Origin of the sequence: Pantoea sp. GCM10028869 (assembly GCF_042666835.1) — a bacterium.
GTDB classification, from domain to species: domain Bacteria; phylum Pseudomonadota; class Gammaproteobacteria; order Enterobacterales; family Enterobacteriaceae; genus Pantoea; species Pantoea leporis.
The window spans coordinates 48,426-74,580 of record NZ_JBHTGO010000002.1; the positions used below are offsets into that span (position 1 = coordinate 48,426).

A 26,155-nucleotide genomic window follows, 5' to 3' on the forward strand; every position below is an offset into this window, starting at 1 on the left:
GGGGATAGGAATGAAAAAGTTACCGCTGAGTCTGGCGATTGGCGCCATGCTGGCAAGCCCGCTGTCGCTGGCGAAAAGCGTTGATGTTGTGGCGAGCTTTACCGTGCTGGCGGATATCGTTAAACAGGTTGGTGGCGATCACGTTAACGTGAAATCGCTGGTCGGGCCGAATGGCGATCCGCACACCTTCGAACCGACGCCGCAAGATAGCCAGGCGCTGTCGAAGGCGGATGTGGTATTCGTGAGCGGTTTGGGCATGGAAGGCTGGATGGATCGCCTGATCAGCGCGTCAGGCTATAAAGGCACCATCGTAGTGGCATCGAACGGTGTCAACACGCGCAAGATGGAAGAGGACGGCAAAAGCGTCACCGATCCGCACGCGTGGAACAGCATGCAAAACGGTGTGATCTACGCCACTAATGTGATGAATGCGCTGATCAAAGCCGATCCAGAAGATGCGGCGGATATTCGTAAAAGCGGTGAAAGTTACATTCAGCAGCTGCAGAAGCTGGATAGCTGGGCGAAAAATGCCTTTGCCGAAGTGCCAAAGAGCAAGCGTAAAGTGCTGACCAGCCATGATGCCTTTGGCTACTTTGGCCAACGTTATGGCGTCAGTTTCCTTGCGCCGGTGGGCTTCTCTACCGAAGCGGAAGCCAGCGCCAGTGACGTGGCCTCGATCATCCAACAACTGAAGGCCGAGCACATCAAAACCTACTTTATGGAGAATCAAACCGATCCGCGACTGGTAAAACAGATTGCCAGCGAAACCGGCGCACAGCCGGGCGGGGAACTTTATCCTGAGGCGCTGTCGGAAGCGAATGGCCCAGCAGCGACCTATGTCGCCGCGTTCAAACACAATGTTGACGCCATTCTGCATAGCATGAAGTAAAAAAAAAGGCCGGGGAGCATCCCGGCCAACTATCACGACACTTTCCTACCTTTTTTTCTTTCTTCCCTGAACCGCCTTAAAGCGCGGGTTAGTTTTGCAAATCACATAGAGGCGACCTTTACGACGCACGACTTTGCAATCCTTATGGCGCGTCTTTGCAGAGCGCAATGAACTCAATACCTGCATCTGTTCTCTCCAGCGTTACTTGTTGCGCGACAGGAAGCTGCCGAAACGCTGGTTGAAGCGCGCGGTGCTGCCTTCTTTAGCAAAGTCTTTCTGCTTGCCGGTGTAGAACACGTGAGATTTTGACGAGACATCCAGCGTGACATACGGCAGCACTTCACCTTCATACTCAATGGTGCGCTCGGTTTTGATGGTGGAGCCGACTTTAAAGTATTCGTTGGCCGAGGTGTCGTGGAACACCACTGGGCGATAAAGAGGATGGATATTCGGTTTCATAGTAACCTCGTTATGTAATGTTATACTATAACAATAGTATGAGCCCGAACATGGCTGATTGCAACCGTGAAAAACGCAGGGATTTTGGCGGGGCAGGGGAACAGCAATAAAAAAGGCCGCATCAGCGGCCTTTTAGGGAAGAGTAAAACTTAGTGTTTGTGCTCAACCGGATGACCGTGTTCCAGATCACCTTTGTTCTTACTGAAGCGGCGACGTACCACCACGAAGAACACCGGAACGAAGAAGATAGCCAGCGCGGTCGCTGTTACCATCCCGCCCATTACGCCTGTACCTACCGCGTTCTGTGCGCCAGAACCCGCACCGGTGCTGATCGCCAGCGGCATTACGCCGAGGATAAAGGCGAGTGAGGTCATCAGAATCGGACGCAGACGCATACGGGATGCTTCCAGCGTGGATTCCACCAACCCTTTACCTTCCTTCTCCATCAAATCCTTGGCGAATTCGACAATCAGGATGGCGTTCTTCGCCGACAATCCTATGGTAGTCAACAAGCCCACCACAAAGTAGACGTCGTTACTTAAGCCACGCAGCGTGGTGAAGATCAGTGCGCCGACAACACCCAGCGGTACCACCAACATGACCGAGAACGGAATCGACCAGCTCTCATACAGCGCGGCCAGACACAGGAACACCACAATCAGTGAGATAGCATACAGCGCCGGAGCCTGGTTTCCTGACAAGCGTTCCTGATAGGACATGCCGGTCCAGTCGTAACCGATACCCGCCGGCAGTTTTCCTGCCAACTCTTCCATCAGGTTCATGGCATCACCGGAGCTCTTGCCTGGCGCAGCCTGGCCCAGAATCTCCATCGATGGCAAGCCGTTGTAACGTTCCAGACGCGGTGAACCGTACTGCCACTTCGCCGAAGAGAAGGCGGAGAACGGTACCATGGTGCCGCCGCTGTTGCGCACGTACCATTTACTGATATCGTCCGGCAACATACGTGAATCGGCCTTGCCCATAACGTACACCTTCTTCACGCGACCGCGGTCGATGAAGTCGTTGACGTAAGAACCGCCCCATGCTGAAGCCAGCGTGGTATTGATGTCGGACAGCGACACACCCAGCGCCTGCGCTTTCTCCTGATCGATGATCAGTTTGTACTGCGGCGTATCTTCCATGCCGTTTGGACGCACACCCACTAGCGTATCCGAATGCTGGGCGATCATGCCAAACAGCTGGTTACGCGCGGCGGTCAGCTTCTCGTGACCCAGGTTGCCCTGATCGGTCAGCATGAAGTCGAAGCCGGTGGCGTTACCCAGTTCGATAATCGCTGGCAGGTTGAACGGGAACACCATCGCATCTTTGATTTGACCGAGCGCCTGCATGGCACGACCGGCAATCGCAGGCACTTTCAGGTTGGCATCGCCACGCTCATCCCACGGCTTGAGGCTGACGAACGCAATACCGGTGTTCTGTCCACGACCGGCGAAGCCGAAGCCGTTAACGGTAAACACGGAGTTAACGCTGTCTTTCTCTTTGGTCAGGAAGTAATCCGTCACCTGATCCAATACTTTCTGGGTACGTTCCTGGGTAGCACCGGCTGGCAATTGCGCCTGCGCCAGTAACAAACCCTGATCCTCTTCCGGCAGGAATGAGGTAGGCAGTTTCAGGAACAGGTACGCCATGCCGACCACGATCACCAGATAAATCAGCAGGTAACGGCCGGTGCTGCGAATGATATGACCAACACTGTCAACGTAGTGGTTGGTGCTCTTATCAAACAGGCGGTTAAACCAGCCGAAGAAACCGGTGGTTTTGCCGTGAGCGCCTTTCTCCACCGGCTTCAGCATGGTGGCACAAAGCGCAGGCGTCAGGATCAACGCCACCAGCACCGACAGCGCCATTGCCGAAACGATGGTGATGGAGAACTGGCGATAAATGACGCCGGTTGAACCACCGAAGAACGCCATTGGAATAAATACCGCTGACAGCACCAAGGCAATACCGACCAATGCGCCCTGAATCTGCTCCATCGAACGTTTGGTCGCTTCTTTCGGCGGTAAGCCTTCTTCCGCCATTACACGTTCGACGTTCTCTACCACCACGATGGCGTCATCCACCAGCAGGCCGATGGCGAGCACCATCCCGAACATCGTCAGGGTGTTTATCGAGTAGCCAAAGGCACTGATGATCGCAAAGGTTCCGAGCAACACAACAGGAACGGCGATGGTTGGAATCAGCGTCGCACGGAAGTTTTGCAGGAACAGATACATCACCAGGAACACCAGCACGATTGCTTCGAACAGCGTTTTCACCACTTCGAAAATCGAAATTTTCACGAACGGTGTGGTGTCGTACGGATAAACCGTTTTCATGCCTGCCGGGAAGAACGGCTCCAGTTTCGCCAGTTCTGCTTTCACCGCATCGGCGGTGTCCAGTGCATTAGCGCCGGTGGCCAGTTTGATACCGATACCGGAAGCCGGTTTGCCGTTATAACGCGCGATGATCTCGTAGTTTTCACCACCAAGTTCAATCTTCGCCACGTCACGCAGACGTACCTGCGAACCATCCTGATTCACCTTCAGCAGAATATTGCCGAACTCATCTGTCGATGTCAGACGGGTTTGCGCAATGATCGAGGCATTCAGCTGTTGGCCTGGTACAGGTGGCGTACCGCCCAACTGACCCGCGGCGATCTGGGTGTTCTGGATTTTCAGCGCGTTGATCACATCCACTGGTGTCAGTGAATAGTTGTTCAGCTTGTGTGGGTCCAGCCAGATGCGCATCGCATACTGCGCACCAAACACCTGAGTATCACCGACACCCGGCATACGGCTGACCGGATCTTTGATGTTTGAAGCAACATAGTCAGAAATATCATTCTGCGTCATGGTGCCGTCATCACTGACAAAACCCGCCACCATCAGGAAGCTGCTAGAGGATTTCTTAACCTGAATACCCTGTTGCTGTACTTCCTGTGGCAGTAACGGCGTGGCCAGCTGCAGTTTGTTCTGCACCTGAACCTGCGCGATATCGGCATCAGTACCGGATTGGAAGGTCAGCGTCAGCGTCAATGTACCCGACGAGTCACTGCTCGAGGACATATACATCAGTCCATCGATACCGTTCATGTTTTGCTCGATGACCTGCGTCACCGAATCTTGCAGCGTTTTCGCATCAGCACCCGGATAGGTGGCCTGGATTTCAACCGCCGGCGGTGCAACATTGGGATATTGCTCAATCGGCAGGCTGATAATCGATAGCACACCGGCCAACATGATGATGATGGCGAGCACCCACGCAAAAATGGGGCGATCAATAAAGAACTTAGCCATGTATCAGTGGCTCCTGTTATGACGATGATTTAGCAGACGGTGATTCTGGTGCAGCTTTGGCATCATCGGAGACTTCTTTTGGCGTCACCTGCGCACCCGGTTTGGCACGCTGGATACCGGTGGTGATCACCCGATCGCCTTCTTTTAGACCTTCCGTCACCAGCCATTTGTCGCCAAATGCCTGATTAGCGGTGATGTTACGGGATTCCACTTTATTATCTGCGCCAACCACCATTGCGGTTGCCTGACCGGTTGGGGTGCGTGTTACGCCCTGTTGCGGCACCAGCAGTGCGGTGGGATTGGTGCCCTCATCCAGACGCGCACGAACAAACATGCCTGGCAGCAGGCGATTGTCCGGGTTCGGGAAGATGGCGCGCAGCGTGATCGAGCCGGTGGTTTCATCCACGCTCACATCAGAGAATTCCAATGTGCCTGTCTGCGGGTATGCGTTACCGTTTTGCATCAGCAGGGTGACGTTGGCCTTACCGTCGTTCTGTTTCAGCTGACCGGATTCCAGCTCTGCGCGCAGACGCAGGAAATCATCACTGGATTGGGTCACATCGACATACATAGGATCGAGCTGTTGCACGGTCGCCAGGGCAGTGGTTTGCCCGTTGGAAACCAGCGCACCTTCGGTTACCGACGATTTACCAATACGACCGCTGATGGGTGACGTCACTTTGGTATACGCCAGATTGATGCGCGCAGTTTCGACGTTGGCACGTGCAGCCTGGGCGGCTGCAGCAGTCTGAGCTGCGGTGCCTGCGGCGGTGTCATAGTCCTGCTGACTGATGTACTTGGTACCCAGCAGCGGCTTATAGCGAGTAATGGTTAACTGCGCAACACGCGCATTGGCTTCAGCCTGGGCGAGATCCGCTTTAGCGCTGTCGTAGGCCGCCTGATAGGTGGCTGGATCAATCTGATACAGCGACTGACCGGCTTTTACATCACTACCTTCAACAAAATTACGCTTAAGGATAATTCCTGACACCTGAGGGCGAACTTCCGCAACGCGGAAAGCCGAGGTACGGCCCGGCAGCTCGGTGGTAATTTTCAAGGGTTCGTTTTTTAACGTTACAACACCCACTTCTGGGGGCTGCTGCTGGGCGGCTTGCTGGGATTTATTATCATCACATCCTGTTAACACAAAGCTGCCTGATAGCATCAGGACGGCCGCCAGAGGCGCTAATCCTCTGTTTTTATTCATAAATAAACCTCTAGTGTCCGATATCAAATGATCAATGGATCACAAACCGATAAACCCATTGCTGCGTTAAAACACGGGTCATGCTATGGTACATACATTCACAAATGTATGTAAACTTACAAGTTTGTAAAAAAAGCCCAGCATGGCACGAAAAACCAAAGCGCAAGCTCTTGAAACACGGCATCAAATTCTTGACGCCGCATTAGCACACTTTTCCGAACATGGTGTGGCCGCCACGTCTCTGGCGGATATCGCAACAGCGGCCGGCGTCACGCGCGGGGCTATCTACTGGCATTTCAAAAATAAAGCCGATCTCTTACAGGAAATCTGGCTGCGTTGTGACGCTGGGCTGGACGATGTGGAACTTGAGTATCAGACAAAATACCCGGGCGATCCACTTTCTGTTGTTCGTTCTATGTTGATCTATATCCTTGACGCCACAGCAAAGGATCCGCAAAGACGCGCATTAATGGAGATTATCTTTCACAAATGTGAGTTTGTTGGCGAAATGTCGACGTTGCAGGATATGCAGCAGAGCTTACTGCAAGCGTGTTACGATCGAATTGAAACTGTACTACGTCTTTGTATTGATGCCAGCCAATTGCCTGCGAACCTGAATACGCGTCAGGCGGCGCTACTGATGCGCGGCTATATCAATGGCATGATGGAAAGCTGGCTGTTCAACCCGCAAAGTTTTGATTTGGCAGCCGATGCGCCTCAGCTGGTGGATGCGTTTCTTGATATGTTGCGCCTGAGTCCAACGCTGCTTAGTCGGCCTTGATTTCCGCCGCTTGTTTCTGCTCATAATCCCGCTGAACAATCGCCAACGCGGCCAGCACGGTGGCGGTAGGGACACTATTCTCTTCAAGTAGTTGAATCAGATCGACGGCAAGTTTGATTTCGTCGGGTGCGCTGTCCAGTGACATTTTTTCTCCTAAATACGTAATTTCGCCGCGACCAGCAGCATTAACAGTGCGCCCAGCAGTGCGCTAGCGAAACCGGCTGGATGCAGGGCGGCCAGATCGCCGGTGGTGAAGTAGGTGGCGATATAGCCGCCAATCAGCGCGCCAATCACCGCCAGCACCAACGTCGGCACAAATCCTCCCGGACGACCGGGAAAAATCACCCGCTTAAGCCATCCTGCAGCTAAACCGATCACAATCCATAATACCAGCGTCATGATTTTACTCCTTTTTCTCACCGCAATGAGTATAGAGGAAAAAGCGCCGCGTTCAGCGCGGCATAGGCGGCAACTCCAGTTTGTAGATAGCGGCGCGGCAGCGTGCCAAACGTTCTTGCAGCTGATCGACTTCACGAATTAACTGCTGCTGAACGCTCAGCGTTTCAGCGCGCGCCAGATGCTGCTCGCGCTGCGCAATCATCGCCAGTAAGCGTTTTTCGTAGCCTTGATACTCTTCACGCTTGGCCTGGCGTGCATCGACACGTGGCCGCTCGCGCTTGACGCGCAGCTGCTGGCTCTGGCATTCGCGCTGTAATGCGGCAATTTGATCCAGCACTTTCTCCGCCAGCCATTGACGGCGCGCCACATCAGTGTCAGCAGCGGTTAACTGCGTCACATTGCCTTCCAGTTCGCGCAGATAATCCGCCAGACGCGTGCCGCTGGTGCGAAACAGGTGAGAATCAAAACGGGGCTGACGACAGGCACCATCCGGCTGCTGCGCAATCTGCTGGCGCAGTAACTCTAACATGGCATGGAGACGTTGCTGGGCGGGCGGTTGGGGCATCACTCTGTTTCCGACTGTGTTAACGTAACGCTGTTTTTGACTTATTCAGGCATCAGGCATGCAGCGCATTTTACTACTGAGCCTTGGCTGGCTGGCGATTGTGCTAGGTACGCTGGGCATTGTATTACCTTTATTACCGACGACGCCATTTGTGTTGCTGGCGGCCTGGTGTTTTGCCCGCTCGTCGCCGCGTTTCCATCATTGGTTGCTATGGAAGTCGCCGTTTGGTCGCTTTATTCGCCACTGGCAGCAGCATCGTGCCATGCCGCCCGGCGCCAAAGGGCGCGCCATGTTGCTGATTGTGATTACCTTTTCGGTGTCCCTTTATTTAGTAAACCTGCTGTGGGTGCGCATCCTGTTAGGCGCGATGCTGTGCCTGCTGCTGCTTTTTATGTGGCGCATTCCGGTTGTAACCGAGGATGCCAACCCGCCACAACAGTAGCGTGAGGGTTGCATTTAGCCGGGTATTTGCATAGATTTGGGCATCTTCGTGCGTGGCTTCCCTTATAAACGACTTCGCTTAACCCGGTTTCCGGGGTTTGGCGCTAGAGAAGCTGCGCGTATTAGATATTTTCTCCAGGCGTAACATTTATGACCGCAACTGCGCAGCAGCTTGAACTCATCAAAAACAGCATTAAAAGCATTCCTGACTATCCGAAGCCGGGCATTCTGTTCCGTGACGTGACCAGTCTGATGGAAGATCCGCAGGCGTATGCCGCGTCGATCGCCATTCTGGTGGAGCGTTATCGTAACAAAGGCATCACCAAGGTGGTGGGAACGGAAGCGCGTGGCTTCCTGTTTGGCGCACCGGTGGCGCTGGGTTTGGGCGTGGGTTTTGTGCCGGTGCGTAAGCCGGGCAAACTGCCGCGTGACACCTTCAGCGAAAGCTACGAGCTGGAGTACGGCACCGATGCGCTGGAACTGCACAAAGATGCCATTAAACCAGGCGATGTGGTGCTGGTGGTGGACGATCTGCTGGCGACTGGCGGCACGCTGGAAGCAACGGTGAAGCTGATCCGCCGCGCCGGTGGAGAAGTGAAAGACGCCGCATTCGTGATTAATCTGTTTGACCTGACAGGTGAAGCCCGCCTGACTGCTATGGGCGTCGAGTGCTTCAGCCTGGTGAATTTCCCCGGCCACTAAGGCCTGCGCGCTCCGCTGCACGGCGGGGCGCCACCTCTGCAAAGTTAGTGGTTGCTGATCCGCTGGTGGCTGTTAAACTACTGCCAAAATAAACAGGGTTTGCGAAGCTGCATTTTCTCCCTTCTCCCTAAATTCCAGTGATTGAATCCACATGAGCTATCAGGTACTTGCGCGAAAATGGCGTCCCCAGGCCTTCGCTGACGTAGTCGGTCAGGAACATGTGCTGACTGCGCTGGCCAACGGGTTGTCACTGGGACGAATCCATCATGCTTATCTCTTTTCTGGCACACGCGGCGTCGGGAAAACCTCGATCGCCCGTCTGCTGGCGAAGGGGCTTAACTGTGAAACCGGCATCACGTCAACGCCGTGCGGGCAATGCGATAACTGCCGCGAAATCGAACAGGGCCGTTTTGTCGATCTGATTGAGATCGATGCCGCATCACGCACCAAAGTTGAAGATACGCGCGATCTGCTCGATAACGTGCAGTACGCGCCGGCGCGCGGTCGCTTCAAGGTCTATCTGATCGATGAAGTGCACATGCTGTCGCGCCACAGCTTCAACGCGCTGCTGAAAACGCTGGAAGAGCCGCCATCGCACGTGAAATTTCTGCTGGCGACCACCGATCCGCAGAAGCTGCCGGTGACGATTCTGTCCCGCTGCCTGCAATTCCATCTCAAAGCGCTCGACGTGGAGCAAATCCAGCAGCAGCTGGCGCATGTGTTGCAGCAGGAGCAGATTGCTGCCGAACCGCGTGCGCTGCATCTGCTGGCACGCGCCGCTGACGGCAGCATGCGCGATGCGCTGAGCCTGACCGACCAGGCGATTGCCATGGGGCAGGGCAGCGTAACGCGTGACACCGTGGCACAAATGCTCGGCACGCTTGACGATGAACAGCCGCTGGCGCTGATTGAAGCGCTGGTGGATGGCCAGGGCGAACAGGTGATGGCGCTGCTGAATCAGGCCGCGTCGCGTGGGGTTGAGTGGGAAGCGCTGCTGATCGAGATGCTGCGTTTACTGCACCGCATTGCGATGGTGCAGCTGCTGCCAAGCTCGCTCAGCGAGGACGATCTCAGCCAGGCCGATCGCCTGCGCGAGTTAGCGCGCGTACTGCCACCGGCTGACGTGCAGCTCTATTACCAAACGTTGTTGATGGGACGTAAAGATCTGCCGCTGGCACCGGATCGGCGCTTAGGCGTAGAGATGACGCTGCTGCGGGCGCTGGCGTTCCATCCGCAGGCAACGATTGCGGAGCCGGTGGCGCGTCCCACCTTGACGCCACAAGCTGCGCCGCAGGTTGCTGCGCCACAAGCCGCCGCGAAAACCGCGCCCGCACCGGCTGCGCAGCCGCAGATGGCACCGCCGAACCCTGACGCGCCGCCGGTGTCGGATGATTATCCAGACATGCAGCCCGCGCCCGATCCGCTACCTGACTCCACCAGCCAGTTGTTACAGGCGAGAACGCAGTTGCTGCGTCAGGGAGCCGGCAAAGCAAAAAAGAGTGAGCCGGCAGCGCGTTCCGCGCGGCCGGCGAATCCGGCGCTGGAACGTCTCGCTAGCGTCACTGAACGTGTGCAACAACGTGCGTCTGAACCCACGGTAAAAGCCCCGGCCAAACCGGAAGCCTATCGCTGGAAAACGCAGCTGCCGGTGGAGGTTAAAGCGGAGCCGGTGGCGACGCCAAAAGCCTTGCGTTCGGCACTGGAGCATGAGAAAACCCCTGAGCTGGCGCTGCGTCTGGCGGAAGAAGCCCAGCAGCGCGATGCGTGGGCTGCTGAAATCGCCGCGCTGACGCTGCCAAAACTGGTGCAGCAAGTGGCGCTCAATGCGTGGAAAGAGGTGGGCGAAGCCGGTGTTACACTTCATCTGCGCAGCAGTCAGCGCCATCTGAATTCAGCTTCTGCCAGGCAGGCGCTGGCGGAAGCGCTAAGTCAGTCTGCCGGCCAGCCGGTTGAATTGACGATTATTGAAGACGATAATCCTACGGTATTGACGCCACTGGAGTGGCGCCAGGCCATTTATGAAGAGAAGCTGTCGCAGGCGCGACAGTCGATCGAAAGCGATACCCATATTCAGACATTGCGTCGATTCTTCGATGCCGATTTGGATGAAGAGAGTATTCGACCGGTGTGAACATGCTGCCGCGCGTCAACTGCGCGCAGCCCCAGCAGAGAGAGAAAACTATGTTTGGTAAAGGCGGATTGGGCAACCTGATGAAACAGGCCCAGCAGATGCAAGACAAAATGGCCAAAGTGCAGGAAGAGATCGCCGCGATCGAAGTGACCGGTGAATCAGGCGCTGGCTTGGTTAAAGTAACCATCAACGGTGCGCACAACTGCCGTCGTGTTGAAGTCGATCCTAGCTTGCTGGAAGATGACAAAGACATGCTGGAAGATCTGATCGCCGCGGCCTTCAACGATGCGGCACGCCGTATTGACGAAACGCAGAAAGAGAAGATGGCTGCGGTCTCTTCAGGTATGCAGCTGCCGCCTGGCTTCAAGATGCCGTTCTGATGCAAACCAGTCCACTGCTTGAATCTTTGATGGAGTCGTTGCGCTGCCTGCCGGGCGTTGGCCCGAAGTCGGCGCAGCGTATGGCTTTTCAGCTGTTGCAGCGCGATCGTAGCGGTGGCATGCGTCTGGCGCAGGCATTGACCCGCGCCATGTCGGAAATCGGTCACTGCGCCGATTGCCGTACCTTCACCGAACAGGAAATCTGCACCATCTGCGCCAATCCGCGTCGTCAGCAAAACGGCCAGATTTGTGTGGTGGAGAGCCCGGCAGATATCCACGCCATTGAGCAGACCGGCCAGTTTGGCGGCCGCTACTTTGTGCTGATGGGGCACTTGTCACCGCTGGATGGCATTGGTCCACAGGATATCGGCCTGGATCGGCTGGAGCAGCGTCTCGAGCGCGAAACCTTAACCGAAGTGATCCTCGCCACCAATCCCACGGTGGAAGGGGAAGCCACGGCCAACTACATCGCCGAGTTGTGCGGACAATATGGCGTTGATGCCAGCCGCATTGCACACGGTGTGCCGGTCGGTGGTGAGCTGGAAATGGTCGATGGCACCACGCTGTCGCACTCGCTCGCCGGACGCCACAAGATTAATTTCTAATCACTTGCCGATGTCTTCACAGACATCGGCTTGAAATCCTCTCCTTCATCCCCATTTCTCTCTCAACGTATCATCAACCCCGATTCAGTTGAGGTAGCAATGACCATGAAAGGACAAGAGACGCGTGGCTTCCAGTCAGAGGTAAAACAACTTCTGCACCTGATGATCCATTCACTCTATTCAAATAAAGAGATTTTCCTGCGCGAGCTGATTTCCAACGCTTCAGATGCCGCCGACAAACTGCGCTTCCGCGCGCTGTCGACGCCCGATCTGTATGAAGGCGACGGCGACCTGCGCGTACGTATCTCGGTCAATCCGGAAAATCGCACGCTGACGCTCAGCGATAACGGCATCGGTATGCGCCGTGATGAGGTGATTGAGAACCTCGGCACCATCGCTAAATCCGGCACCAAATCCTTCCTCGAATCCATGGGCTCCGACCAGGCGAAAGACAGCCAGCTGATCGGCCAGTTCGGCGTGGGCTTCTACTCTGCGTTCATTGTGGCGGATAAAGTCACCGTGCGCACCCGCGCCGCCGGCGCTAAAGCCGATGAAGCGGTGTTCTGGGAATCTGCTGGCGAAGGCGAATATACGCTGGCAGAGATTGAGAAAGCCGATCGCGGTACCGAAATCACGCTGCACTTCCGTGAAGGCGAGGATGATTTCCTCGATGCGTGGCGCGTGCGTAACGTGATCAGCAAATACTCCGATCACATCGCGCTGCCGGTTGAGATTGAAAGCAAAGACAAAGAGAGCGACACCACCACCTGGGAAAAGATCAACAAAGCCCAGGCGCTGTGGACGCGCAACAAGTCTGAGATCAGCGACGACGAGTACAACGAGTTCTACAAACACATCGCCCACGATTTCAGCGATCCGGCGATCTGGAGCCATAACCGCGTGGAAGGTAAGCAGGAATACACCAGCCTGCTGTATATCCCGGCGCGTGCGCCGTTCGACATGTGGAACCGCGACAGCAAGCACGGCCTGAAACTCTACGTACAGCGCGTGTTCATCATGGACGATGCCGAGCAGTTCATGCCGAACTACCTGCGCTTCGTGCGTGGTTTGATAGATTCCAACGATCTGCCGCTGAACGTATCGCGTGAAATCCTGCAGGACAGCCGTGTGACCCAGAGCCTGCGTGGCGCGCTGACCAAGCGTAGCCTGCAGATGTTAGAGAAGCTGGCGAAAGACGACGCGGAAAAATATCAGCAGTTCTGGAAAGAGTTCGGTCTGGTACTGAAAGAAGGTCCAGCCGAAGACAACGCTAACCAGCAACAGATTGCCAAACTGCTGCGCTTTGCCACCAGCCAGAGCGAAAGCGCTGAGCAGACCGTTTCGCTCGACGATTACGTGACGCGCATGGTGGAAGGTCAGGACAAGATTTACTACATCACCGCTGACAGCTATGCCGCCGCGAAGAGCAGCCCGCATCTGGAACTGTTCCGCAAAAAAGGCATCGAGGTGCTGCTGCTCTCCGATCGTATCGACGAATGGATGATGAGCTACCTCACCGAGTTCGACGGCAAAACCTTCCAGTCAGTCAGCAAAGCGGATGATTCGCTGAGCAAACTGGCCGATGAAGAGACCGAAGAACAGAAAGAAGCGGAGAAGGCGCTGGAGCCGTTTGTTGAGCGCGTGAAAATGCTGCTGGGCGAGCGTGTGAAAGAGGTGCGTCTGACGCATCGTCTCACCGACACGCCAGCGATCGTCACCACCGATGCTAACGAAATGACCACGCAGATGGCGAAGCTGTTTGCCGCGGCCGGTCAGGACGTGCCGGACGTGAAGTACATTTTCGAGATCAATCCGGATCATACGCTGGTGAAACGCGTGGCCGATACCCAGGACGAAACGCGCTTTGCCGAGTGGGTTGAGCTGCTGCTGGATCAGGCGCTGCTCGCCGAGCGCGGTACGCTTGACGATCCAAACCAGTTCATCCGTCGCATGAACCAGTTGCTGACGGCGTAATCGCACCAAACCCGAAAGGTCGCCATTCATGGCGACCTTTTTTATATCTGCTGTTAAATCTGCGCCTGATCCCGCAACCAATCACGAAACAACGTAATTTCTGCATCGTGCTGACGCGAAGTCTTGGTCATCATTAACGTGGCGCGATCGACGCGCACAAAGCCCAACGGTGCGATCAGGGTGCCGTCACTCAACTCCTGACGCACCAGCAAGCGTGGCGCCATAATCACGCCCAATCCGTTTCTCGCCGCCTGAATGGCTAACGTCAAATTATCGAAATGCTTGCCGATCCAGTAATTGCCGCGTACGCCGCTGGTTTTCGCCCATTCGGCCCACGCATGCAGCCGCGTATCGGCGTGCAGCAATGGCAGTGAGGCGAGATCCTGCTCGCTTTGAAAGCGGGCGGCAAACTGCGGGGCGCACAGTGGGCCGATATAATCATCGCTGATCAAGGTGGCATCAATATCGTCATCCGGCGACTGCTCGGCGCTGAGAATCAGCACATCGGTATGCTCGCTGCGCAGCTGATCGATCTCCACCAGCGGCTGAAACTGCACTTCAATATCGGGATAGCGCTGATAAAAGCTGGCGATGCGCGGAATCAGCCATTGCGAGAGAAAGCTGGGCGCGCAGGAGACACTGATATGATGGCGCATGCCGGTACGGATGCTTTCGCAGGTGGTGGAGAGCTCGCTAAAGGCTTTCTGACAACTCACCAGCAAACGTTCACCGTGTGAGGTTAATTTGACGCGTCCATTGGTACGCACAAACAGCGGCTTCCCCATCCAGCTCTCCAGCTGTCGAACCTGATGGCTAATGGCGCTATGGGTGACATGCAGACGTTCGGCCGCTACGCTAAAACTGCTGAACAGTGCCGCCTGGTGGAAATAGTGCAGTGCACGTAACGAAGGAAGCACGGTCATACTCGTCCCCTGTGTAAAAACCTAACAGGGATTGTCAGTTTATATCATTTTAATGTCCAGCCGCATTGGCCTAACCTTTCCCCCTGATTCTGGCAGGTTGACGGCTACGGCTCTCTGTGTTTTACGCCGACTATCACCGCAGGTTTCACCTCCCACACACAGCATAATAACCAGAGACATACCACGCGATGGCTCCACAACTTGCTTCTGCCAGGGCGGCGGCGGCGCGCGATAAGCTTCGCGGCTCGCTTTCCCGCTATTACCGGCTTGAAAATTTCGATCTCTTTTTCGCTCCCTCTTTGCATATCTCGCGAGTGCTGCTTTCCCAGCTGTTTCTCCGTCAGGAGCAATCACGTAATCACACGCGCTATGCCTCGCACTATCCGGTTAGTGAACTGAGCGTGCTGCCCACTTTGCCGATGACGGCGGGCAACATTGCGCTGGTGGATCATGTTGATATGCAGCAAGGTCGCGTGCGTGCGTTGAGCGAATGTCAAAGCCACGGCGTCACCGATGCATCGGAGTCGTTTGCCACGCAGCTGCATAAACGGCTGGTGAGCGATGCGCGATTGTTTGTCGCCCGCCTTGATCGCCATGCGGCGTTATGCGGCGATCTGGTGTTAATCGCATTGCGCACCGCCGATTTCAGCACATTGGTGCGCAGCGAGCTGCGGCTGTTTGAGCAAGGATTAGCGCTCGGTGGCGCGCCAGAACAGGCGCTGGCAATGATGAAGGAGAGCGAATGGCGTCCATACAATATTGCGATGGTGGAAAAGATCGCGCTCGACTCGCCATTCATCCTGCACTCCATTCAGCAACCGGGTTTACCCTTTGCGCTTTTTCCGCTGCCGAACGGCCTCAATGCCAGTGAATTGCCGCAGGATATTCAGGTGCTGCCCGAACAGGCGCAATTACGCTTGCGCGCCGACGTGCGCGGCGGGGTCAACAAACAGCTGAACGTCACACTCGCACTGAAAAAACGCCTCAAAGACGTGCTCATGCCTAGCCGTGATTCCTAAAAACGGGCACTCTGCTGGTATTTGCTGACAAAGCAGGTCAAAGTAGACCTTTCGTGGCGAGCGCGCCCGTTTCCTTGTGGTGCGCGGGCCATAATGGTATGTTCTTCGCCTTCTCAGATTGAACAATGCGATTCGCAAGGGGAATTACGCAATGCGTATTATTCTGCTCGGAGCTCCGGGCGCAGGTAAAGGCACTCAGGCTCAATTCATCATGGAGAAATACGGTATTCCGCAAATCTCCACCGGTGACATGTTACGTGCGGCAGTAAAAGCAGGTACGGAACTGGGCCAACAGGCAAAAGCGATCATGGATGCCGGTAAACTGGTGACTGACGAGCTGGTGATTGCGCTGGTTAAAGAGCGTATCGCGCAGGAAGACTGCAAAAACGGTTTCCTGCTCGATGGCTTCCCACGCACTATCCCGCAGGCTGACGCGATGAAAGAAGCGGGCATCAAAGTTGATTACGTGCTGGAGTTCGCTGTACCGGACGAGCTAATTGTGGATCGTATTGTTGGCCGTCGCGTACACACGCCATCGGGCCGCGTTTATCACGTCACTTACAATCCACCGAAAGTGGAAGGTAAAGATGACCTGACCGGCGAAGAGCTGACCACGCGTAAAGATGACCAGGAAGAGACCGTGCGTAAGCGTCTGGTGGAATACCATCAACTGACTGCACCGCTGATTGCCTACTACGGCAAAGAAGCGCAAGACGGCAACACCGAATATCACAAAATCGACGGCACACGTCCTGTCGCCGAAGTGAGCACGCAATTGGCCACGATTCTCGGTTAATGGGTTGAGGGGCCGGTTGTCCGGCCCTTTTGCAGCAATTGCTTTCCCCTCCTTCAATTTCCGCTACAATTTCCCCCTGATTTTGCATTCGACCCATTCGTTTCGACATCAAGGAAATACCATGAGGCAAGAAAAGCCCGGGGTTTTGCTGGTTAACTTAGGCACACCAGACGCACCCACAACACCTGCGGTTAAACGCTATCTGAAACAATTCCTCGGCGATCCACGAGTGGTTGATACACCGCGCTTACTGTGGTGGCCGATTCTCAATTTCATCATCGTGCCTTTTCGCTCGCCACGCGTATCGAAACTGTATGCTTCCGTATGGATGGATGAAGGTTCACCGCTGATGGTGTTCAGCAAGCGTCAGCGTGACGCATTGGCGCAGCGCCTCGATATGCCGGTTGAACTGGGCATGAGCTACGGCCAGCCAAGCCTCGACAGCGCGCTGAAACGCTTGCTGGATCAGGGCGTGACCAAACTCATCGTGCTGCCGCTCTATCCGCAGTTCTCCTGCTCGACGGTTGCCGCAGTATGGGACGGCTTAGCCACCAGCTTTAAACCACTGCGCTCGCTGCCGGAAGTGGCGTTTATCCGCGATTACGCGGAGCATCCGGCTTACATCGCCGCGCTGAAAGCCTCGGTTGAGCGCTCGTTTGCGCTGCATGGCGAACCGGATCTTCTGGTGCTGTCCTATCACGGCATTCCGCAGCGTTTCGCCAATGAAGGCGATGATTATCCGCTGCGTTGCAAAGACACCACCGATGCGCTGGCCGCGGCGTTGGGCATTGCGCCGCACAAAATCATGATGACCTTCCAGTCGCGCTTTGGTCGCGAGCCGTGGCTGACGCCGTACACCGACGAAACCATGAAAAGTTTGCCGGCCAAAGGCATCAAGCATGTGCAGGTGATGAGTCCGGGCTTTGCGGCGGATTGCCTTGAAACGCTGGAGGAGATCAGCGGTGAGAACTGCGAGATCTTCCTGCATGCCGGCGGCGAAAAGTTCGAGTACATTCCTGCGCTCAACGCCGATGCGGAGCACATTGAAATGATGGTGCAACTGGTCAACGCGCGCCGTTAAGGGTGTGGCAGAGAGTGTGATATCATTCTCTGCCTGATTTTCCCTGACGGCACTCTCGATGAAATTTCCCGGCAAACGCAAATCCAAACACTATTTCCCCGTCAACGCGCGCGATCCGCTGCTGCAAGCCACGCAGCAAGAGCAGGAAGAGGGCAGTTGGGTGGTGGGTATCGACCAGACGCTGGTGGATATTGAAGCCAAAGTCGACGACGACTTTCTGCAGCGTTACGGTTTAAGCGCCGGTCACTCGCTGGTGATCGACGATGCTACCGCCGAGGCGCTCTACAACGAACTGATGCGCGAAGCGCTCATCAGCCATCAATTTGCCGGTGGCACCATCGGAAATACCCTGCATAACTATTCGGTGCTGGCAGATGACCGCTCGGTGCTGCTCGGTGTGATGTGCAATAACATCCAGATCGGCGGCTACGCCTATCGCTACCTGTGCAACACCTCCAGCCGCATGGATCTGAACTTCCTGCAGGGCGTCGATGGCGCGATTGGCCGCTGCTTTACGCTGATTGGCGAGCAGGGCGAGCGTACCTTTGCCATCAGTCCCGGCTTGATGAACCAGCTGCAGGCCAACAGCATTCCGGAAGAGGTTATTGCGGGCGCGTCGGCGCTGGTGCTGACTTCCTATCTGGTGCGCTGTCAGCCGGGCGAACCGATGCCGGAAGCCACTTTACGCGCCATCGACTACGCCAAAAAACACAACGTGCCGGTGGTATTGACGCTCGGCACCAAATACGTGATTCAGGATAATCCGCAGTTCTGGCGCGATTTCCTGCGCGATCACGTCTCAATTGTGGCGATGAACGAAGAAGAAGCCTTTGCGCTGACCGGCGAGCAGGATCCGCTACTGGCGTCGAATATGGCGCTGGATTGGGTGGATTTGGTGCTGTGTACCGCCGGGCCAACCGGTTTGTACATGGCCGGTTTCACTGAAGAAGAGTACAAGCGCAAAACCAACCATCCGCTGCTGCCGGGCGCGCTGGCTGAGTTCAACCAATATGAATTTAGCCGCGCGATGCGCCACAAGGATTGCGAACAGCCGCTGCGCATCTTCTCGCATATCGCGCCATATATGGGCGGCCCAGAGAAGATCATGAACACCAATGGCGCGGGCGATGGTGCGCTGGCGGCGCTGCTGCATGACATCACCGCTAACAACTTCCACCGCCAAAAAGTGCCGAACTCCAGCAAACACGGCCGCGCCTACCTGACCTATTCGTCGCTGGCACAGGTGTGTAAATACGCGAACCGGGTAAGTTATCAGGTACTGAACCAGCATTCACCGCGCCTGACGCGCGGCCTGCCGGAGCGGGAAGACAGCTTAGAAGAGTCGTATTGGGACAGATAAAACGCAAGGTCGCCGTTCATGGCGTAATGCTCGTCAGTTAAGGCATGAAAACCCTTAATTACCGAGAGCACACATTGTAGCGGCGCAATTTATTGCGCGATAAATCGCGCCGCTACGGAATGTGCGGTGATTTGATAAGGTGCTTAACTGATCGGCATTACGCCGTTAATGGCGACCTTGCTAAAGACCACACTCACTTAAATTGGGCACTCACGTACAATCGGGTTCTGCGCAATCTCTTCTTCCAGCACATGCAACATGCTGTTAGCGATCTCACGCTCGCCCATCACTACGCGATTCGCGCCGCGCTCCATTATGTAGGCCACTTCATCGTCATAATGCGCACGGGCAATAATCTCAATGTCCGGACGCTTCTCGCGCGCTGCCGTCACGACTTCACCGGCTTCGTAGCCATTCGGAATGGTCAGCAGCAGCCAGCGGGCGCAGTCGAGGCGCGCCAGTTCCATGGTATCCACGCGTGCCGCATTGCCCAGCACCGCTTTGATCCCTTGCTCGCGCAGCGCTTCAACGCGCGGACGGGAGTTCTCCACCACCACCAGCGGCACATCCGCTTCCATCAGCTTTTGCCCCAGCAGGCTGCCGACGCGGCCATAACCTACTAAAACTGCGTGATTGCAGATATCCACCGGAATCTGCTTCTCTTCTTCGATCGCTTCTTCCAGCGTCTGTTCTTCTATGGTCTCGGTTTTGTCGAGGTAGCGTTCCAGCACGCTAAACAGAATCGGGTTAAGCATGATGGAGAGAATCGCCGCCGCCAGCACCAGATTGCGGCCTTCCTCGCTCAGCATGCCGAGCGAGATGCCGAGGCCGGCGAGAATAAAGGCGAATTCACCAATCTGCGCCAGGCTCACCGAAATGGTCATCGCGGTGCGACGTGAATGACCCAGCAGCGTTACCAGCAGCCAGGCAGCAATAGATTTACCCAGCACGATAATCGCCAGCGCGCCAAGCACCGCCAGCGGCTGCTCAATCAGGATCATCGGGTCAAACAGCATGCCGACGGACACAAAGAACAGGACGGCGAACGCATCCCGCAGCGGCAAGGTATCGTGCGCCGCGCGGTGGCTGAGTTCAGATTCGTTCAGCACCATGCCGGCAAAGAAGGCGCCGAGGGCGAAGGAGACATCAAAGAATTCGACGGCGCCAAAGGCGATACCGAGCGCCAGCGCTAACACCGCAAGGGTAAACAGCTCACGCGAACCGGTCGCGGCACTTTTTGCCAGAATCCATGGCACCACGCGACGGCCTACCACCATCATCAGCACCATAAAGGCGACGACTTTACCGATGGTTAGCAGCAGATCCCACAACAGCAGCGTTAGGCTGGCGTTGCCCTGTTCCAGCATGCCGGCGATGGCTGGCAGCAGCACCAGCGTCAGCACCATCACCAAATCTTCCACGATCAACCAGCCAATGGCGATTTGCCCGCGCTGGCTATCAATCAGCTGACGCTCTTCCAGCGCGCGCAGCAGCACCACGGTGCTGGCGGTGGAAAGACACAACCCAAATACCAAACCGGTCATCCACGACCAGCCCATTGTCCATGAAAGTCCCATTCCCAGCAGCGTCGCCACGGCGATTTGCGCGATGGCGCCAGGAATGGCGATGGACTTTACCGACATCAAATCCTTCAGCGAGAAGTGCAAACCGACGCCGAACATCAGCAGAATAACGCCGAGTTCAGCCAGTTCAGGGGCAAGGTTGGTATCCGCGACAAAGCCTGGCGTGAAAGGGCCGGCCAGGACGCCAGCCAGAAGATAACCGACCAGCGGTGAGATGCGCAGGCGGTTTGCCAGCATACCAAGGAGAAATGCGAGGACCAGTCCCCCGACAATGGTAGTGATCAACGGTGTGGTGTGATGCATGCCTGTCTCCTTGTGTGCAAATGTATCCGCTTGTAACAACCTAGTGTAATGCACAATCCCTTACCGCGTTTAAACATTTGAGCGGTTAAAGCCCACTAAATTGAAAAAATGAGACTAAAACGCAGCTGAAGCTCCATTTTCGTCAGTTATCTCACTATATCGGCTGGAAATACGCAGAATGAAGGGTGGCGCGGAAAAAATAGTTGCAGGGGGAAATTGGCTTCGCAGCAGGGGTTGTTAGGGTTAAAGCGGTTCTAAGTCGATAAAGTCACCGCCAGGTGTAGAATTGGGTTGTCATTCCCAGCGAGAAGCGAATTTAAAAATGCTGGTCATCACGCTGTGCCATTATGCAATGCGTGTTTCATCTTGAGTTAGCCAGCCATCTGTGCGACACAGAAGGGCGATAACGCACATTAAGTCCACCGCTAAGTGGAAAAACGCAGAATAAGGAGATCGACTTTGTTTTTATCACCGCGAAAAGGGCGCTGGCTGGCGCTGACAGTGTTACTGCTGCCGATGCTGGCGCAGGCGTGGCAAACGGATCGCAGTTATCGTTTCAGCATTCTGCACACCAACGATCATCACGGTCGTTACTGGCCGAACGCACAAGGCGAATATGGCCTTGCGGCACAGAAAACGCTGATGGATCAACAGCGCTACGATGTGCAGGCCAAAGGTGGCGGCGCGCTGATCCTGTCGGCGGGCGATGTGAATACCGGCGTGCCAGAGTCAGACATGCTGGATGCTGAACCCGACATCCGCGGCATGAACCTGGTGGGCTATGACGCCATGGCGCTGGGCAACCACGAATTCGACAAACCGCTTAGCGTGCTGCAACAGCAGCAGAAGTGGGCCAAATTTCCGTTCCTTTCGGCCAACATCTATCAAAAAGGCACCGACACGCGCTTATTTAAGCCGTGGGCAACCTTTAACCGCATGGGGCTGAAGATTGCGGTGATCGGCCTGACCACCACCGACACGCTGCGCATCGCCAATCCGGAAAACATTGCAACGATTGATATTCGCGATCCGGTGAAAGAGACCGAAAAAGCGGTGGCGGAACTACGCGCCAGCGAAAAGCCTGATGTCATCATCGCGCTGACACACATGGGCCACTACGACGACGGTCAGCACGGCAGCAATGCGCCGGGCGACGTGGAGCTGGCGCGCAGCCTGCCGCCGGGCACCATCAACGTGATCATTGGCGGCCATTCGCAGGATGCGGTGTGCATGGAGAAAGAGAACGTCAGCGTAAAAGATTATCAGCCAGGCCAGCCCTGCCAGCCGGATCGGCAAAACGGCGTGTGGATCATGCAGGCAAAAGAGTGGGGCAAATTTGTTGGGCGCGGCGACTTCACCTTCCGCAATGGCGAGCTGACGCTGGAGAATTACCAGCTGATCCCGGTCAACCTCAAGCACAAGGTAAAAAATCTTGATGGCAGCGAATCCTGGCTCACCTGGCAGGAAGAGATCCCGAAAAACAGCGCGATGATGAAGCTGTTAACGCCGTATCAACTGCGTGCTGGCAAGAAACTGGATGTTAACGTCGGCAGCAGCGACGGCGTGTTTGTCGGTGAGCGCGACAAGGTACGCTTTGAGCAGACCAATCTTGGGCAGCTAATTTTGCGCGCCCAAATGGCGGCGACCAAAGCGGACTTTGCGGTGATGAGCGGCGGTGGCATTCGCACTTCGCTGGCGCCAGGCAATCTCAGCTGGCGCGATTTGTTGCAGGTGCAGCCGTTTGGCAATCAGGTGGTGTCGGTGACGCTGAAGGGTAATGAAGTGCTGAATTATCTGGCGACGGTTGCCAATATTAAAGTGGATTCCGGCGGCTTCGCGCAGTTCAGCAACATCAGCCTGGTGGCGGATGGTAAAGGCGTCAGCGACGTGAAGATTAATGGCGAACCGCTGCAAAAGGATAAAACCTACCGCATGGCGACTAACAGCTTTAACGCCAGCGGCGGCGACGGTTATCCGAACATTGAAACCCATGCTGGCTTCAGCAACAGCGGGCAGCGCGATGCGGATGTGCTGCGTGATTATGTCAGCCAGCATTCACCGCTGAAGGTAGCGGATTATCAACCTGGCGGGATTGTGCATCTGACAGCAGCGCAAATTGAAGAGCGCAACAAAGCGCTGGAGAAGCAACGCAAACCAAGCTACCCGCAAATGATTCTGGCGTGGATCTGGCCGCGCGCCGCACAACATTGAACTCTGCGCTCGTAGGTCGCCATTTATGGCGACCACTTTTTATATGCACATCAGGCCCGACAGGATTTCTGCGTCACCCAACGGTGGCGCAACTTATCCCACATCCAGTTGTAAACCATGGTATAGGGCAGGAAGAACAGGAAGAACGCCACTTCTAGCACAAAGGCTTCCAGCAGCGAAATATTCAGCATCCAGGCGGCAATCGGCAAGCCAATCAGGATAAAACCGCCTTCAAAGCCTAGCGCATGCATGGCGCGTAAACCGAATCCGCGTTTCACCTGTGGCGGCCAGATGCGGTCAAAGCCGGTGTTATAGATCATGTTCCACAGCATGGCGACGGTTGACAGCATAATCGCCAGCGCGCCCATCTGAAACAGCGGTTTCTCCATGATCCAGGCAGCCAGCGGCGCAACAGTGATAAGTGCTAACCCTTCAAAGCCTGCGGCATGACAAAAACGTTCTTTCAGCGAACGGGTACGCATATAAACCTCCTTATTGGTGATAACCCCTATTTTCGCACTGGGTGATGCTAAGATAAAATGATCACCTATCGATAAAAGCGATGGTTCAACATGAAATATTCCCCGGAATCCCTTGAGGCGTTTGTGCAAACCGTGGCCAGCGGATCCTTTTCGGCGGCGGCGCGCGCGTTGTCTAAAAGCCAGTCCACCATCAGTAACGCGATCGCTAATCTGGAAGACGATTTGGGTTTCACGCTGTTTGATCGCAGCGGACGTAATCCGATATTGACCGAGCATGGCCAGCGCGCGTTTGCGCAGGTGCAGCAGATTCTGGCCGCCAGCCAGCGGCTGGATGAGCTGGCAGTGCGCTTATCGCAAGGCGTAGAACCGCGCCTTAGCCTGGCGATCTCCGATTTTTGGCAAGCGGATCACCATGAAAATCTGCTTAACCGGTTTGAGGTGCGTTATCCAGATATCGATTTTGAGTGCATGATCGCCGAGGATGCTGATGCATTAGATTTGATACAAGCCGGGCGCGTGCACCTTGGCGTGGTGCGGGCGCAGCCACAATTGCCGCCGGATTTGGCGGTGGCACGCTTGCAAGTGGGGGCGCAGATGGCGATTTACCTTCATCAGGATCATGCGCTGTCGCAGGCTCAGCAGGTGAGTGAAGGGCAGTTAGGTGAGTTGCGGCATCTGCGGCTCAATACCTGGGTACAAAATCGCGATCCCTTGCCCGCCGGACGCGTGTGGTCGGCACCATCTTATTTATTGCTGTTAGAGATGGCGGAGCAGGGTTTTGGCTGGAGTATATTACCGCGCTGGCTGGTGGAGCAGTTTGGTCATCAGGTGTTGAAGGAGTTGCCGGTGCCGGGCTGGCCGCAGCATATCGCGGTTGATGTGGTGTGGTCGCGGCGTAATCCGCCGGGACCGGCCGGGCGCTGGATGATCGATCAACTCTGCGCCCAGCAGCCCGACTAATCGCGCCGTGCGACGTCGGCCAGCGGCGCATCCAGCAGGCGAGACAAATCTTGCGCGGCCAGCTCGATATCCAGCCCGCGTTTGCCGCCGGAGATAAAGATGGTGGCAAACTCCGCTGCCTGCTGATCGATCACCGTTGGCAGACGTTTTTTCTGTCCCAGCGGGCTAATGCCGCCTACCAGATAACCGGTCACGCGCTGTGCCAGCTGCGGATCGGCCATATCCGCTTTCTTCGCGCCCAGCGCTTTGGCGACCTTTTTTAGATCCAATTGGGTTGAGACCGGCGTTACCGCAACCGCCAGCGCTTTAGCATCGCCGTTGAGCGATACCAGCAAGGTTTTGAACACCTGGCGCGCATCCAGATTAAGCTTACGCACCGCTTCGTCGCCAAAATTGGTTTCGTGGCTATCGTGGTCGTAGGGATGCAGGGTAAAGGTGACTTTTTGTTTTTCCAGAAGTTTTACCGCGGGCGTCATGATCGGTCCTTGTTAGGAAAATTCTTATTTCAGTTTTGATGGAAAAACAGTGGCGAAATTCTGAACTTTGCGCGAGAATTGGCCCGCGCCAGCAAGAGATTGTTGGTGATAACCAAAATCATAAACAAATTCCTCTTTGACGGGCCAATAGTATTATTGGCCTTCTTTTTTTCTGCCAAACGCACAGTTAATAAAACGCACAAGCCCGTAGCGGCGCGTTTTATCGCGCAATAACTTGCGCCGCTAAGAAATGTGCATAAATCAGCTCTTCAGCAGTCCCGGCAAATTATCATCGCCATACAGATGCAGTGCGCCCACCGCCACCACATAACGCCCTTTCGGTAACGCCAGCAGCAGCTCGCGCCAGTGCTGGTTGCGGTTGCGCATCAGCGTGTCGTTCAGCTCGCTGCTAAAGGTGGTCGGCAGCGCCACCGGTTGCTGGGTGGGCGGCGCATCCAGCCACCAGCTGATCATGGTTTGCAGCAGGCGCGCGTTGGTGTGCCAGTGTTCCAGCGTATCCAGCAACAGCGGCAAACCATCCTGCGGCAGCGATTTCAGCAGGGCGATCTGCGTTTCCGGACCTTCCAGCTCGATAATGCGTTTGTTGGCCGCTTTGGCCGCCTGCAACAGCTGATAATCGATACCAAACTGCGGACGTAATCCCAGCCGCTGCGCCTGTTGCGCCTGCAACATCAGCGCGATCTGCCAGAACGGCAGCGTATCGAACAGGCTCAGTGACAGCGAAAGCTCATCGCACAAGGCCTGCAAGCGCTGCAGCACGTCGTCGTCGAGTCGCATTGCCAGCGGCGGATGTTCATCATCATTGCTGAACGGCGATTCGCCTTGAGTGATATCGGCTTCGACAATCAGCGCGTCGGCTTTATGCAGCTGGCGCAATAGCCCGGCAGGCAGCGGCTGCATATCGCGCGTGCCCATGTGAATGCTGCCCGCCAAATGCAAACGACGATCGCCCAGCTTAATATCCATGGCCGGCCAGCTGTAACTGGCCGGAAAAAGGGTCGCGATCCGTTGTTGGATGCTGTGCCACAGACCGTGTCTCATTCCCTGTCCTTTTTAAGGCAAAAAACCATGCTAGCGATTTCATCCGATGAAAAACAGGGCTGGAATG

General features: G+C 55.7%; 26 protein-coding genes and 1 other annotated feature. Of the genes, 14 read left to right on the top strand and 12 right to left on the bottom strand.

The features are described from left to right. Positions 1-10: 10 nt before the first annotated feature. Positions 11-889 carry a metal ABC transporter substrate-binding protein gene (locus ACFQW4_RS04405; RefSeq protein ID WP_110867733.1) on the top strand — a complete coding sequence of 293 codons (879 nt, stop codon included), beginning with the start codon at positions 11-13 and terminating at the stop codon, positions 887-889. A gap of 45 nt (positions 890-934) precedes the next feature. On the opposite strand, the gene ykgO is transcribed toward ACFQW4_RS04405, so the two are convergent. From ykgO to ACFQW4_RS04425, 4 genes are all read right to left on the bottom strand, one after another. Beyond that, positions 935-1,075, bottom strand: a complete 141-nt coding sequence (gene ykgO, locus ACFQW4_RS04410; protein WP_309835673.1) for a type B 50S ribosomal protein L36 — start codon at positions 1,073-1,075, stop codon at positions 935-937. Between the two features lie 15 nt (positions 1,076-1,090). Beyond that, positions 1,091-1,348: a type B 50S ribosomal protein L31 gene (locus ACFQW4_RS04415; protein ID WP_101762406.1), complete on the bottom strand. Its 258-nt coding sequence runs from the start codon at positions 1,346-1,348 to the stop codon at positions 1,091-1,093. Positions 1,349-1,497: 149 nt separating this feature from the next. Next, a complete protein-coding gene (locus ACFQW4_RS04420) occupies positions 1,498-4,647 on the bottom strand; it encodes an efflux RND transporter permease subunit (protein WP_137385286.1) in 3,150 nt (1,049 codons plus the stop codon). 16 nt (positions 4,648-4,663) lie between these two features. Continuing rightward, positions 4,664-5,854, bottom strand: coding sequence for an efflux RND transporter periplasmic adaptor subunit (locus ACFQW4_RS04425; RefSeq protein ID WP_101762404.1), 1,191 nt, complete (start codon positions 5,852-5,854; stop codon positions 4,664-4,666). Between the two features lie 142 nt (positions 5,855-5,996). Here ACFQW4_RS04425 and acrR point away from each other — a divergent pair, with 142 nt between their 5' ends. Beyond that, positions 5,997-6,635, top strand: a complete 639-nt coding sequence (acrR, locus tag ACFQW4_RS04430) for a multidrug efflux transporter transcriptional repressor AcrR (protein WP_110867732.1) — start codon at positions 5,997-5,999, stop codon at positions 6,633-6,635. Here acrR and rsmS read toward each other — a convergent pair. Genes rsmS through priC form a run of 3 tightly spaced genes read right to left on the bottom strand, consistent with a single transcriptional unit; the run spans position 6,622 to position 7,599 of the window. Further along, the gene (rsmS, locus tag ACFQW4_RS04435) at positions 6,622-6,780 is read right to left on the bottom strand and encodes a pleiotropic regulatory protein RsmS (protein WP_354465743.1); all 159 of its coding nucleotides are present in this window, start codon (positions 6,778-6,780) and stop codon (positions 6,622-6,624) included. The two genes, acrR and rsmS, sit on opposite strands and share 14 nt — an antisense overlap. Before the next feature lie 8 nt (positions 6,781-6,788). Then, positions 6,789-7,034, bottom strand: coding sequence for a GlsB/YeaQ/YmgE family stress response membrane protein (locus tag ACFQW4_RS04440; protein ID WP_101762401.1), 246 nt, complete (start codon positions 7,032-7,034; stop codon positions 6,789-6,791). Positions 7,035-7,086: 52 nt separating this feature from the next. Then, complete coding sequence (gene priC, locus ACFQW4_RS04445; RefSeq protein WP_101762400.1) at positions 7,087-7,599, bottom strand: primosomal replication protein PriC; 513 nt, start codon at positions 7,597-7,599, stop codon at positions 7,087-7,089. A 58-nt stretch (positions 7,600-7,657) separates the two neighbouring features. Here priC and ACFQW4_RS04450 point away from each other — a divergent pair, with 58 nt between their 5' ends. The 6 genes from ACFQW4_RS04450 (at position 7,658) to htpG (ending at position 13,832) form a co-directional block, all read left to right on the top strand. Then, positions 7,658-8,041, top strand: a complete 384-nt coding sequence (locus ACFQW4_RS04450) for a DUF454 family protein (RefSeq protein ID WP_101762399.1) — start codon at positions 7,658-7,660, stop codon at positions 8,039-8,041. A gap of 149 nt (positions 8,042-8,190) precedes the next feature. Further along, positions 8,191-8,742, top strand: a complete 552-nt coding sequence (apt, locus tag ACFQW4_RS04455; protein WP_101762398.1) for an adenine phosphoribosyltransferase — start codon at positions 8,191-8,193, stop codon at positions 8,740-8,742. A 151-nt stretch (positions 8,743-8,893) separates the two neighbouring features. After that, positions 8,894-10,873, top strand: a complete 1,980-nt coding sequence (dnaX, locus tag ACFQW4_RS04460) for a DNA polymerase III subunit gamma/tau (RefSeq protein ID WP_377724074.1) — start codon at positions 8,894-8,896, stop codon at positions 10,871-10,873. Beyond that, positions 10,215-10,276 (top strand) — a sequence feature (DnaX frameshifting element). (Overlaps the previous gene by 62 nt.) Positions 10,874-10,923: 50 nt before the next feature. Next, positions 10,924-11,253: a YbaB/EbfC family nucleoid-associated protein gene (locus tag ACFQW4_RS04465; protein ID WP_008103874.1), complete on the top strand. Its 330-nt coding sequence runs from the start codon at positions 10,924-10,926 to the stop codon at positions 11,251-11,253. Next, positions 11,253-11,858: a recombination mediator RecR gene (recR, locus tag ACFQW4_RS04470; RefSeq protein WP_008103873.1), complete on the top strand. Its 606-nt coding sequence runs from the start codon at positions 11,253-11,255 to the stop codon at positions 11,856-11,858. The genes ACFQW4_RS04465 and recR overlap by 1 nt, the downstream gene beginning before the upstream one ends. A gap of 99 nt (positions 11,859-11,957) precedes the next feature. Further along, positions 11,958-13,832 (top strand): molecular chaperone HtpG, encoded by a 1,875-nt coding sequence (htpG, locus tag ACFQW4_RS04475; protein WP_377724076.1) that lies wholly within the window; start codon positions 11,958-11,960, stop codon positions 13,830-13,832. Positions 13,833-13,885: 53 nt separating this feature from the next. Here the strand turns inward: htpG and ACFQW4_RS04480 are convergent, their stop codons facing one another. Then, on the bottom strand, positions 13,886-14,755 hold the full coding sequence (locus ACFQW4_RS04480; protein WP_101762395.1) for a LysR substrate-binding domain-containing protein: 870 nt from the start codon (positions 14,753-14,755) through the stop codon (positions 13,886-13,888). A gap of 188 nt (positions 14,756-14,943) precedes the next feature. On the opposite strand from ACFQW4_RS04480, the gene ACFQW4_RS04485 reads away from it, so the two are divergent. The 4 genes from ACFQW4_RS04485 to ACFQW4_RS04500 all read left to right on the top strand — a co-directional run bounded on the left by ACFQW4_RS04485 (position 14,944) and on the right by ACFQW4_RS04500 (position 19,011). Then, entirely contained in the window at positions 14,944-15,774 is an 831-nt protein-coding gene (locus tag ACFQW4_RS04485; protein ID WP_377724079.1) for a DUF6024 family protein, read from the top strand. A 151-nt stretch (positions 15,775-15,925) separates the two neighbouring features. Further along, the gene (adk, locus tag ACFQW4_RS04490; RefSeq protein WP_008103865.1) at positions 15,926-16,570 is read left to right on the top strand and encodes an adenylate kinase; all 645 of its coding nucleotides are present in this window, start codon (positions 15,926-15,928) and stop codon (positions 16,568-16,570) included. A 121-nt stretch (positions 16,571-16,691) separates the two neighbouring features. Then, on the top strand, positions 16,692-17,651 hold the full coding sequence (gene hemH / locus ACFQW4_RS04495) for a ferrochelatase (protein WP_137385293.1): 960 nt from the start codon (positions 16,692-16,694) through the stop codon (positions 17,649-17,651). Between the two features lie 58 nt (positions 17,652-17,709). Then, positions 17,710-19,011 carry an inosine/guanosine kinase gene (locus ACFQW4_RS04500; protein ID WP_192236695.1) on the top strand — a complete coding sequence of 434 codons (1,302 nt, stop codon included), beginning with the start codon at positions 17,710-17,712 and terminating at the stop codon, positions 19,009-19,011. A 197-nt stretch (positions 19,012-19,208) separates the two neighbouring features. Here the strand turns inward: ACFQW4_RS04500 and ybaL are convergent, their stop codons facing one another. Next, positions 19,209-20,897: a YbaL family putative K(+) efflux transporter gene (gene ybaL / locus ACFQW4_RS04505; RefSeq protein WP_377724082.1), complete on the bottom strand. Its 1,689-nt coding sequence runs from the start codon at positions 20,895-20,897 to the stop codon at positions 19,209-19,211. Positions 20,898-21,356: 459 nt separating this feature from the next. Here ybaL and ushA point away from each other — a divergent pair, with 459 nt between their 5' ends. Further along, on the top strand, positions 21,357-23,108 hold the full coding sequence (ushA, locus tag ACFQW4_RS04510) for a bifunctional UDP-sugar hydrolase/5'-nucleotidase UshA (RefSeq protein ID WP_377724084.1): 1,752 nt from the start codon (positions 21,357-21,359) through the stop codon (positions 23,106-23,108). A 50-nt stretch (positions 23,109-23,158) separates the two neighbouring features. Here ushA and ACFQW4_RS04515 read toward each other — a convergent pair whose 3' ends face one another. Further along, positions 23,159-23,590, bottom strand: a complete 432-nt coding sequence (locus tag ACFQW4_RS04515; protein WP_192236693.1) for a multidrug/biocide efflux PACE transporter — start codon at positions 23,588-23,590, stop codon at positions 23,159-23,161. Between the two features lie 90 nt (positions 23,591-23,680). On the opposite strand from ACFQW4_RS04515, the gene ACFQW4_RS04520 reads away from it, so the two are divergent. Then, positions 23,681-24,550: a LysR family transcriptional regulator gene (locus tag ACFQW4_RS04520; protein WP_110865658.1), complete on the top strand. Its 870-nt coding sequence runs from the start codon at positions 23,681-23,683 to the stop codon at positions 24,548-24,550. Here the strand turns inward: ACFQW4_RS04520 and ybaK are convergent. Further along, complete coding sequence (ybaK, locus tag ACFQW4_RS04525) at positions 24,547-25,026, bottom strand: Cys-tRNA(Pro)/Cys-tRNA(Cys) deacylase YbaK (protein ID WP_101762387.1); 480 nt, start codon at positions 25,024-25,026, stop codon at positions 24,547-24,549. The genes ACFQW4_RS04520 and ybaK overlap by 4 nt on opposite strands. Before the next feature lie 261 nt (positions 25,027-25,287). Beyond that, positions 25,288-26,088 (bottom strand): TraB/GumN family protein, encoded by an 801-nt coding sequence (locus ACFQW4_RS04530; RefSeq protein WP_377724090.1) that lies wholly within the window; start codon positions 26,086-26,088, stop codon positions 25,288-25,290. Positions 26,089-26,155 lie beyond the last annotated feature (67 nt).

Bases quoted from the DNA above. Each gene is read 5' to 3' on its own strand.
- ACFQW4_RS04485 (WP_377724079.1), top strand. From the start codon at position 14,944: ATGGCTCCACAACTTGCTTCTGCCAGGGCGGCGGCGGCGCGCGATAAG.
- ACFQW4_RS04480 (WP_101762395.1), bottom strand. From the start codon at position 14,755: ATGACCGTGCTTCCTTCGTTACGTGCACTGCACTATTTCCACCAGGCG.
- hemH (WP_137385293.1), top strand. From the start codon at position 16,692: ATGAGGCAAGAAAAGCCCGGGGTTTTGCTGGTTAACTTAGGCACACCA.
- ykgO (WP_309835673.1), bottom strand. From the start codon at position 1,075: ATGCAGGTATTGAGTTCATTGCGCTCTGCAAAGACGCGCCATAAGGAT.
- htpG (WP_377724076.1), top strand. From the start codon at position 11,958: ATGACCATGAAAGGACAAGAGACGCGTGGCTTCCAGTCAGAGGTAAAA.
- ACFQW4_RS04515 (WP_192236693.1), bottom strand. From the start codon at position 23,590: ATGCGTACCCGTTCGCTGAAAGAACGTTTTTGTCATGCCGCAGGCTTT.
- ybaK (WP_101762387.1), bottom strand. From the start codon at position 25,026: ATGACGCCCGCGGTAAAACTTCTGGAAAAACAAAAAGTCACCTTTACC.
- ACFQW4_RS04530 (WP_377724090.1), bottom strand. From the start codon at position 26,088: ATGAGACACGGTCTGTGGCACAGCATCCAACAACGGATCGCGACCCTT.
- ACFQW4_RS04520 (WP_110865658.1), top strand. From the start codon at position 23,681: ATGAAATATTCCCCGGAATCCCTTGAGGCGTTTGTGCAAACCGTGGCC.
- ACFQW4_RS04500 (WP_192236695.1), top strand. From the start codon at position 17,710: ATGAAATTTCCCGGCAAACGCAAATCCAAACACTATTTCCCCGTCAAC.
- ybaL (WP_377724082.1), bottom strand. From the start codon at position 20,897: ATGCATCACACCACACCGTTGATCACTACCATTGTCGGGGGACTGGTC.
- ACFQW4_RS04440 (WP_101762401.1), bottom strand. From the start codon at position 7,034: ATGACGCTGGTATTATGGATTGTGATCGGTTTAGCTGCAGGATGGCTT.
- dnaX (WP_377724074.1), top strand. From the start codon at position 8,894: ATGAGCTATCAGGTACTTGCGCGAAAATGGCGTCCCCAGGCCTTCGCT.
- ACFQW4_RS04450 (WP_101762399.1), top strand. From the start codon at position 7,658: ATGCAGCGCATTTTACTACTGAGCCTTGGCTGGCTGGCGATTGTGCTA.
- rsmS (WP_354465743.1), bottom strand. From the start codon at position 6,780: ATGTCACTGGACAGCGCACCCGACGAAATCAAACTTGCCGTCGATCTG.
- ACFQW4_RS04420 (WP_137385286.1), bottom strand. From the start codon at position 4,647: ATGGCTAAGTTCTTTATTGATCGCCCCATTTTTGCGTGGGTGCTCGCC.
- ACFQW4_RS04405 (WP_110867733.1), top strand. From the start codon at position 11: ATGAAAAAGTTACCGCTGAGTCTGGCGATTGGCGCCATGCTGGCAAGC.
- ACFQW4_RS04415 (WP_101762406.1), bottom strand. From the start codon at position 1,348: ATGAAACCGAATATCCATCCTCTTTATCGCCCAGTGGTGTTCCACGAC.
- apt (WP_101762398.1), top strand. From the start codon at position 8,191: ATGACCGCAACTGCGCAGCAGCTTGAACTCATCAAAAACAGCATTAAA.
- priC (WP_101762400.1), bottom strand. From the start codon at position 7,599: ATGCCCCAACCGCCCGCCCAGCAACGTCTCCATGCCATGTTAGAGTTA.
- adk (WP_008103865.1), top strand. From the start codon at position 15,926: ATGCGTATTATTCTGCTCGGAGCTCCGGGCGCAGGTAAAGGCACTCAG.
- ACFQW4_RS04465 (WP_008103874.1), top strand. From the start codon at position 10,924: ATGTTTGGTAAAGGCGGATTGGGCAACCTGATGAAACAGGCCCAGCAG.
- acrR (WP_110867732.1), top strand. From the start codon at position 5,997: ATGGCACGAAAAACCAAAGCGCAAGCTCTTGAAACACGGCATCAAATT.
- ACFQW4_RS04425 (WP_101762404.1), bottom strand. From the start codon at position 5,854: ATGAATAAAAACAGAGGATTAGCGCCTCTGGCGGCCGTCCTGATGCTA.
- recR (WP_008103873.1), top strand. From the start codon at position 11,253: ATGCAAACCAGTCCACTGCTTGAATCTTTGATGGAGTCGTTGCGCTGC.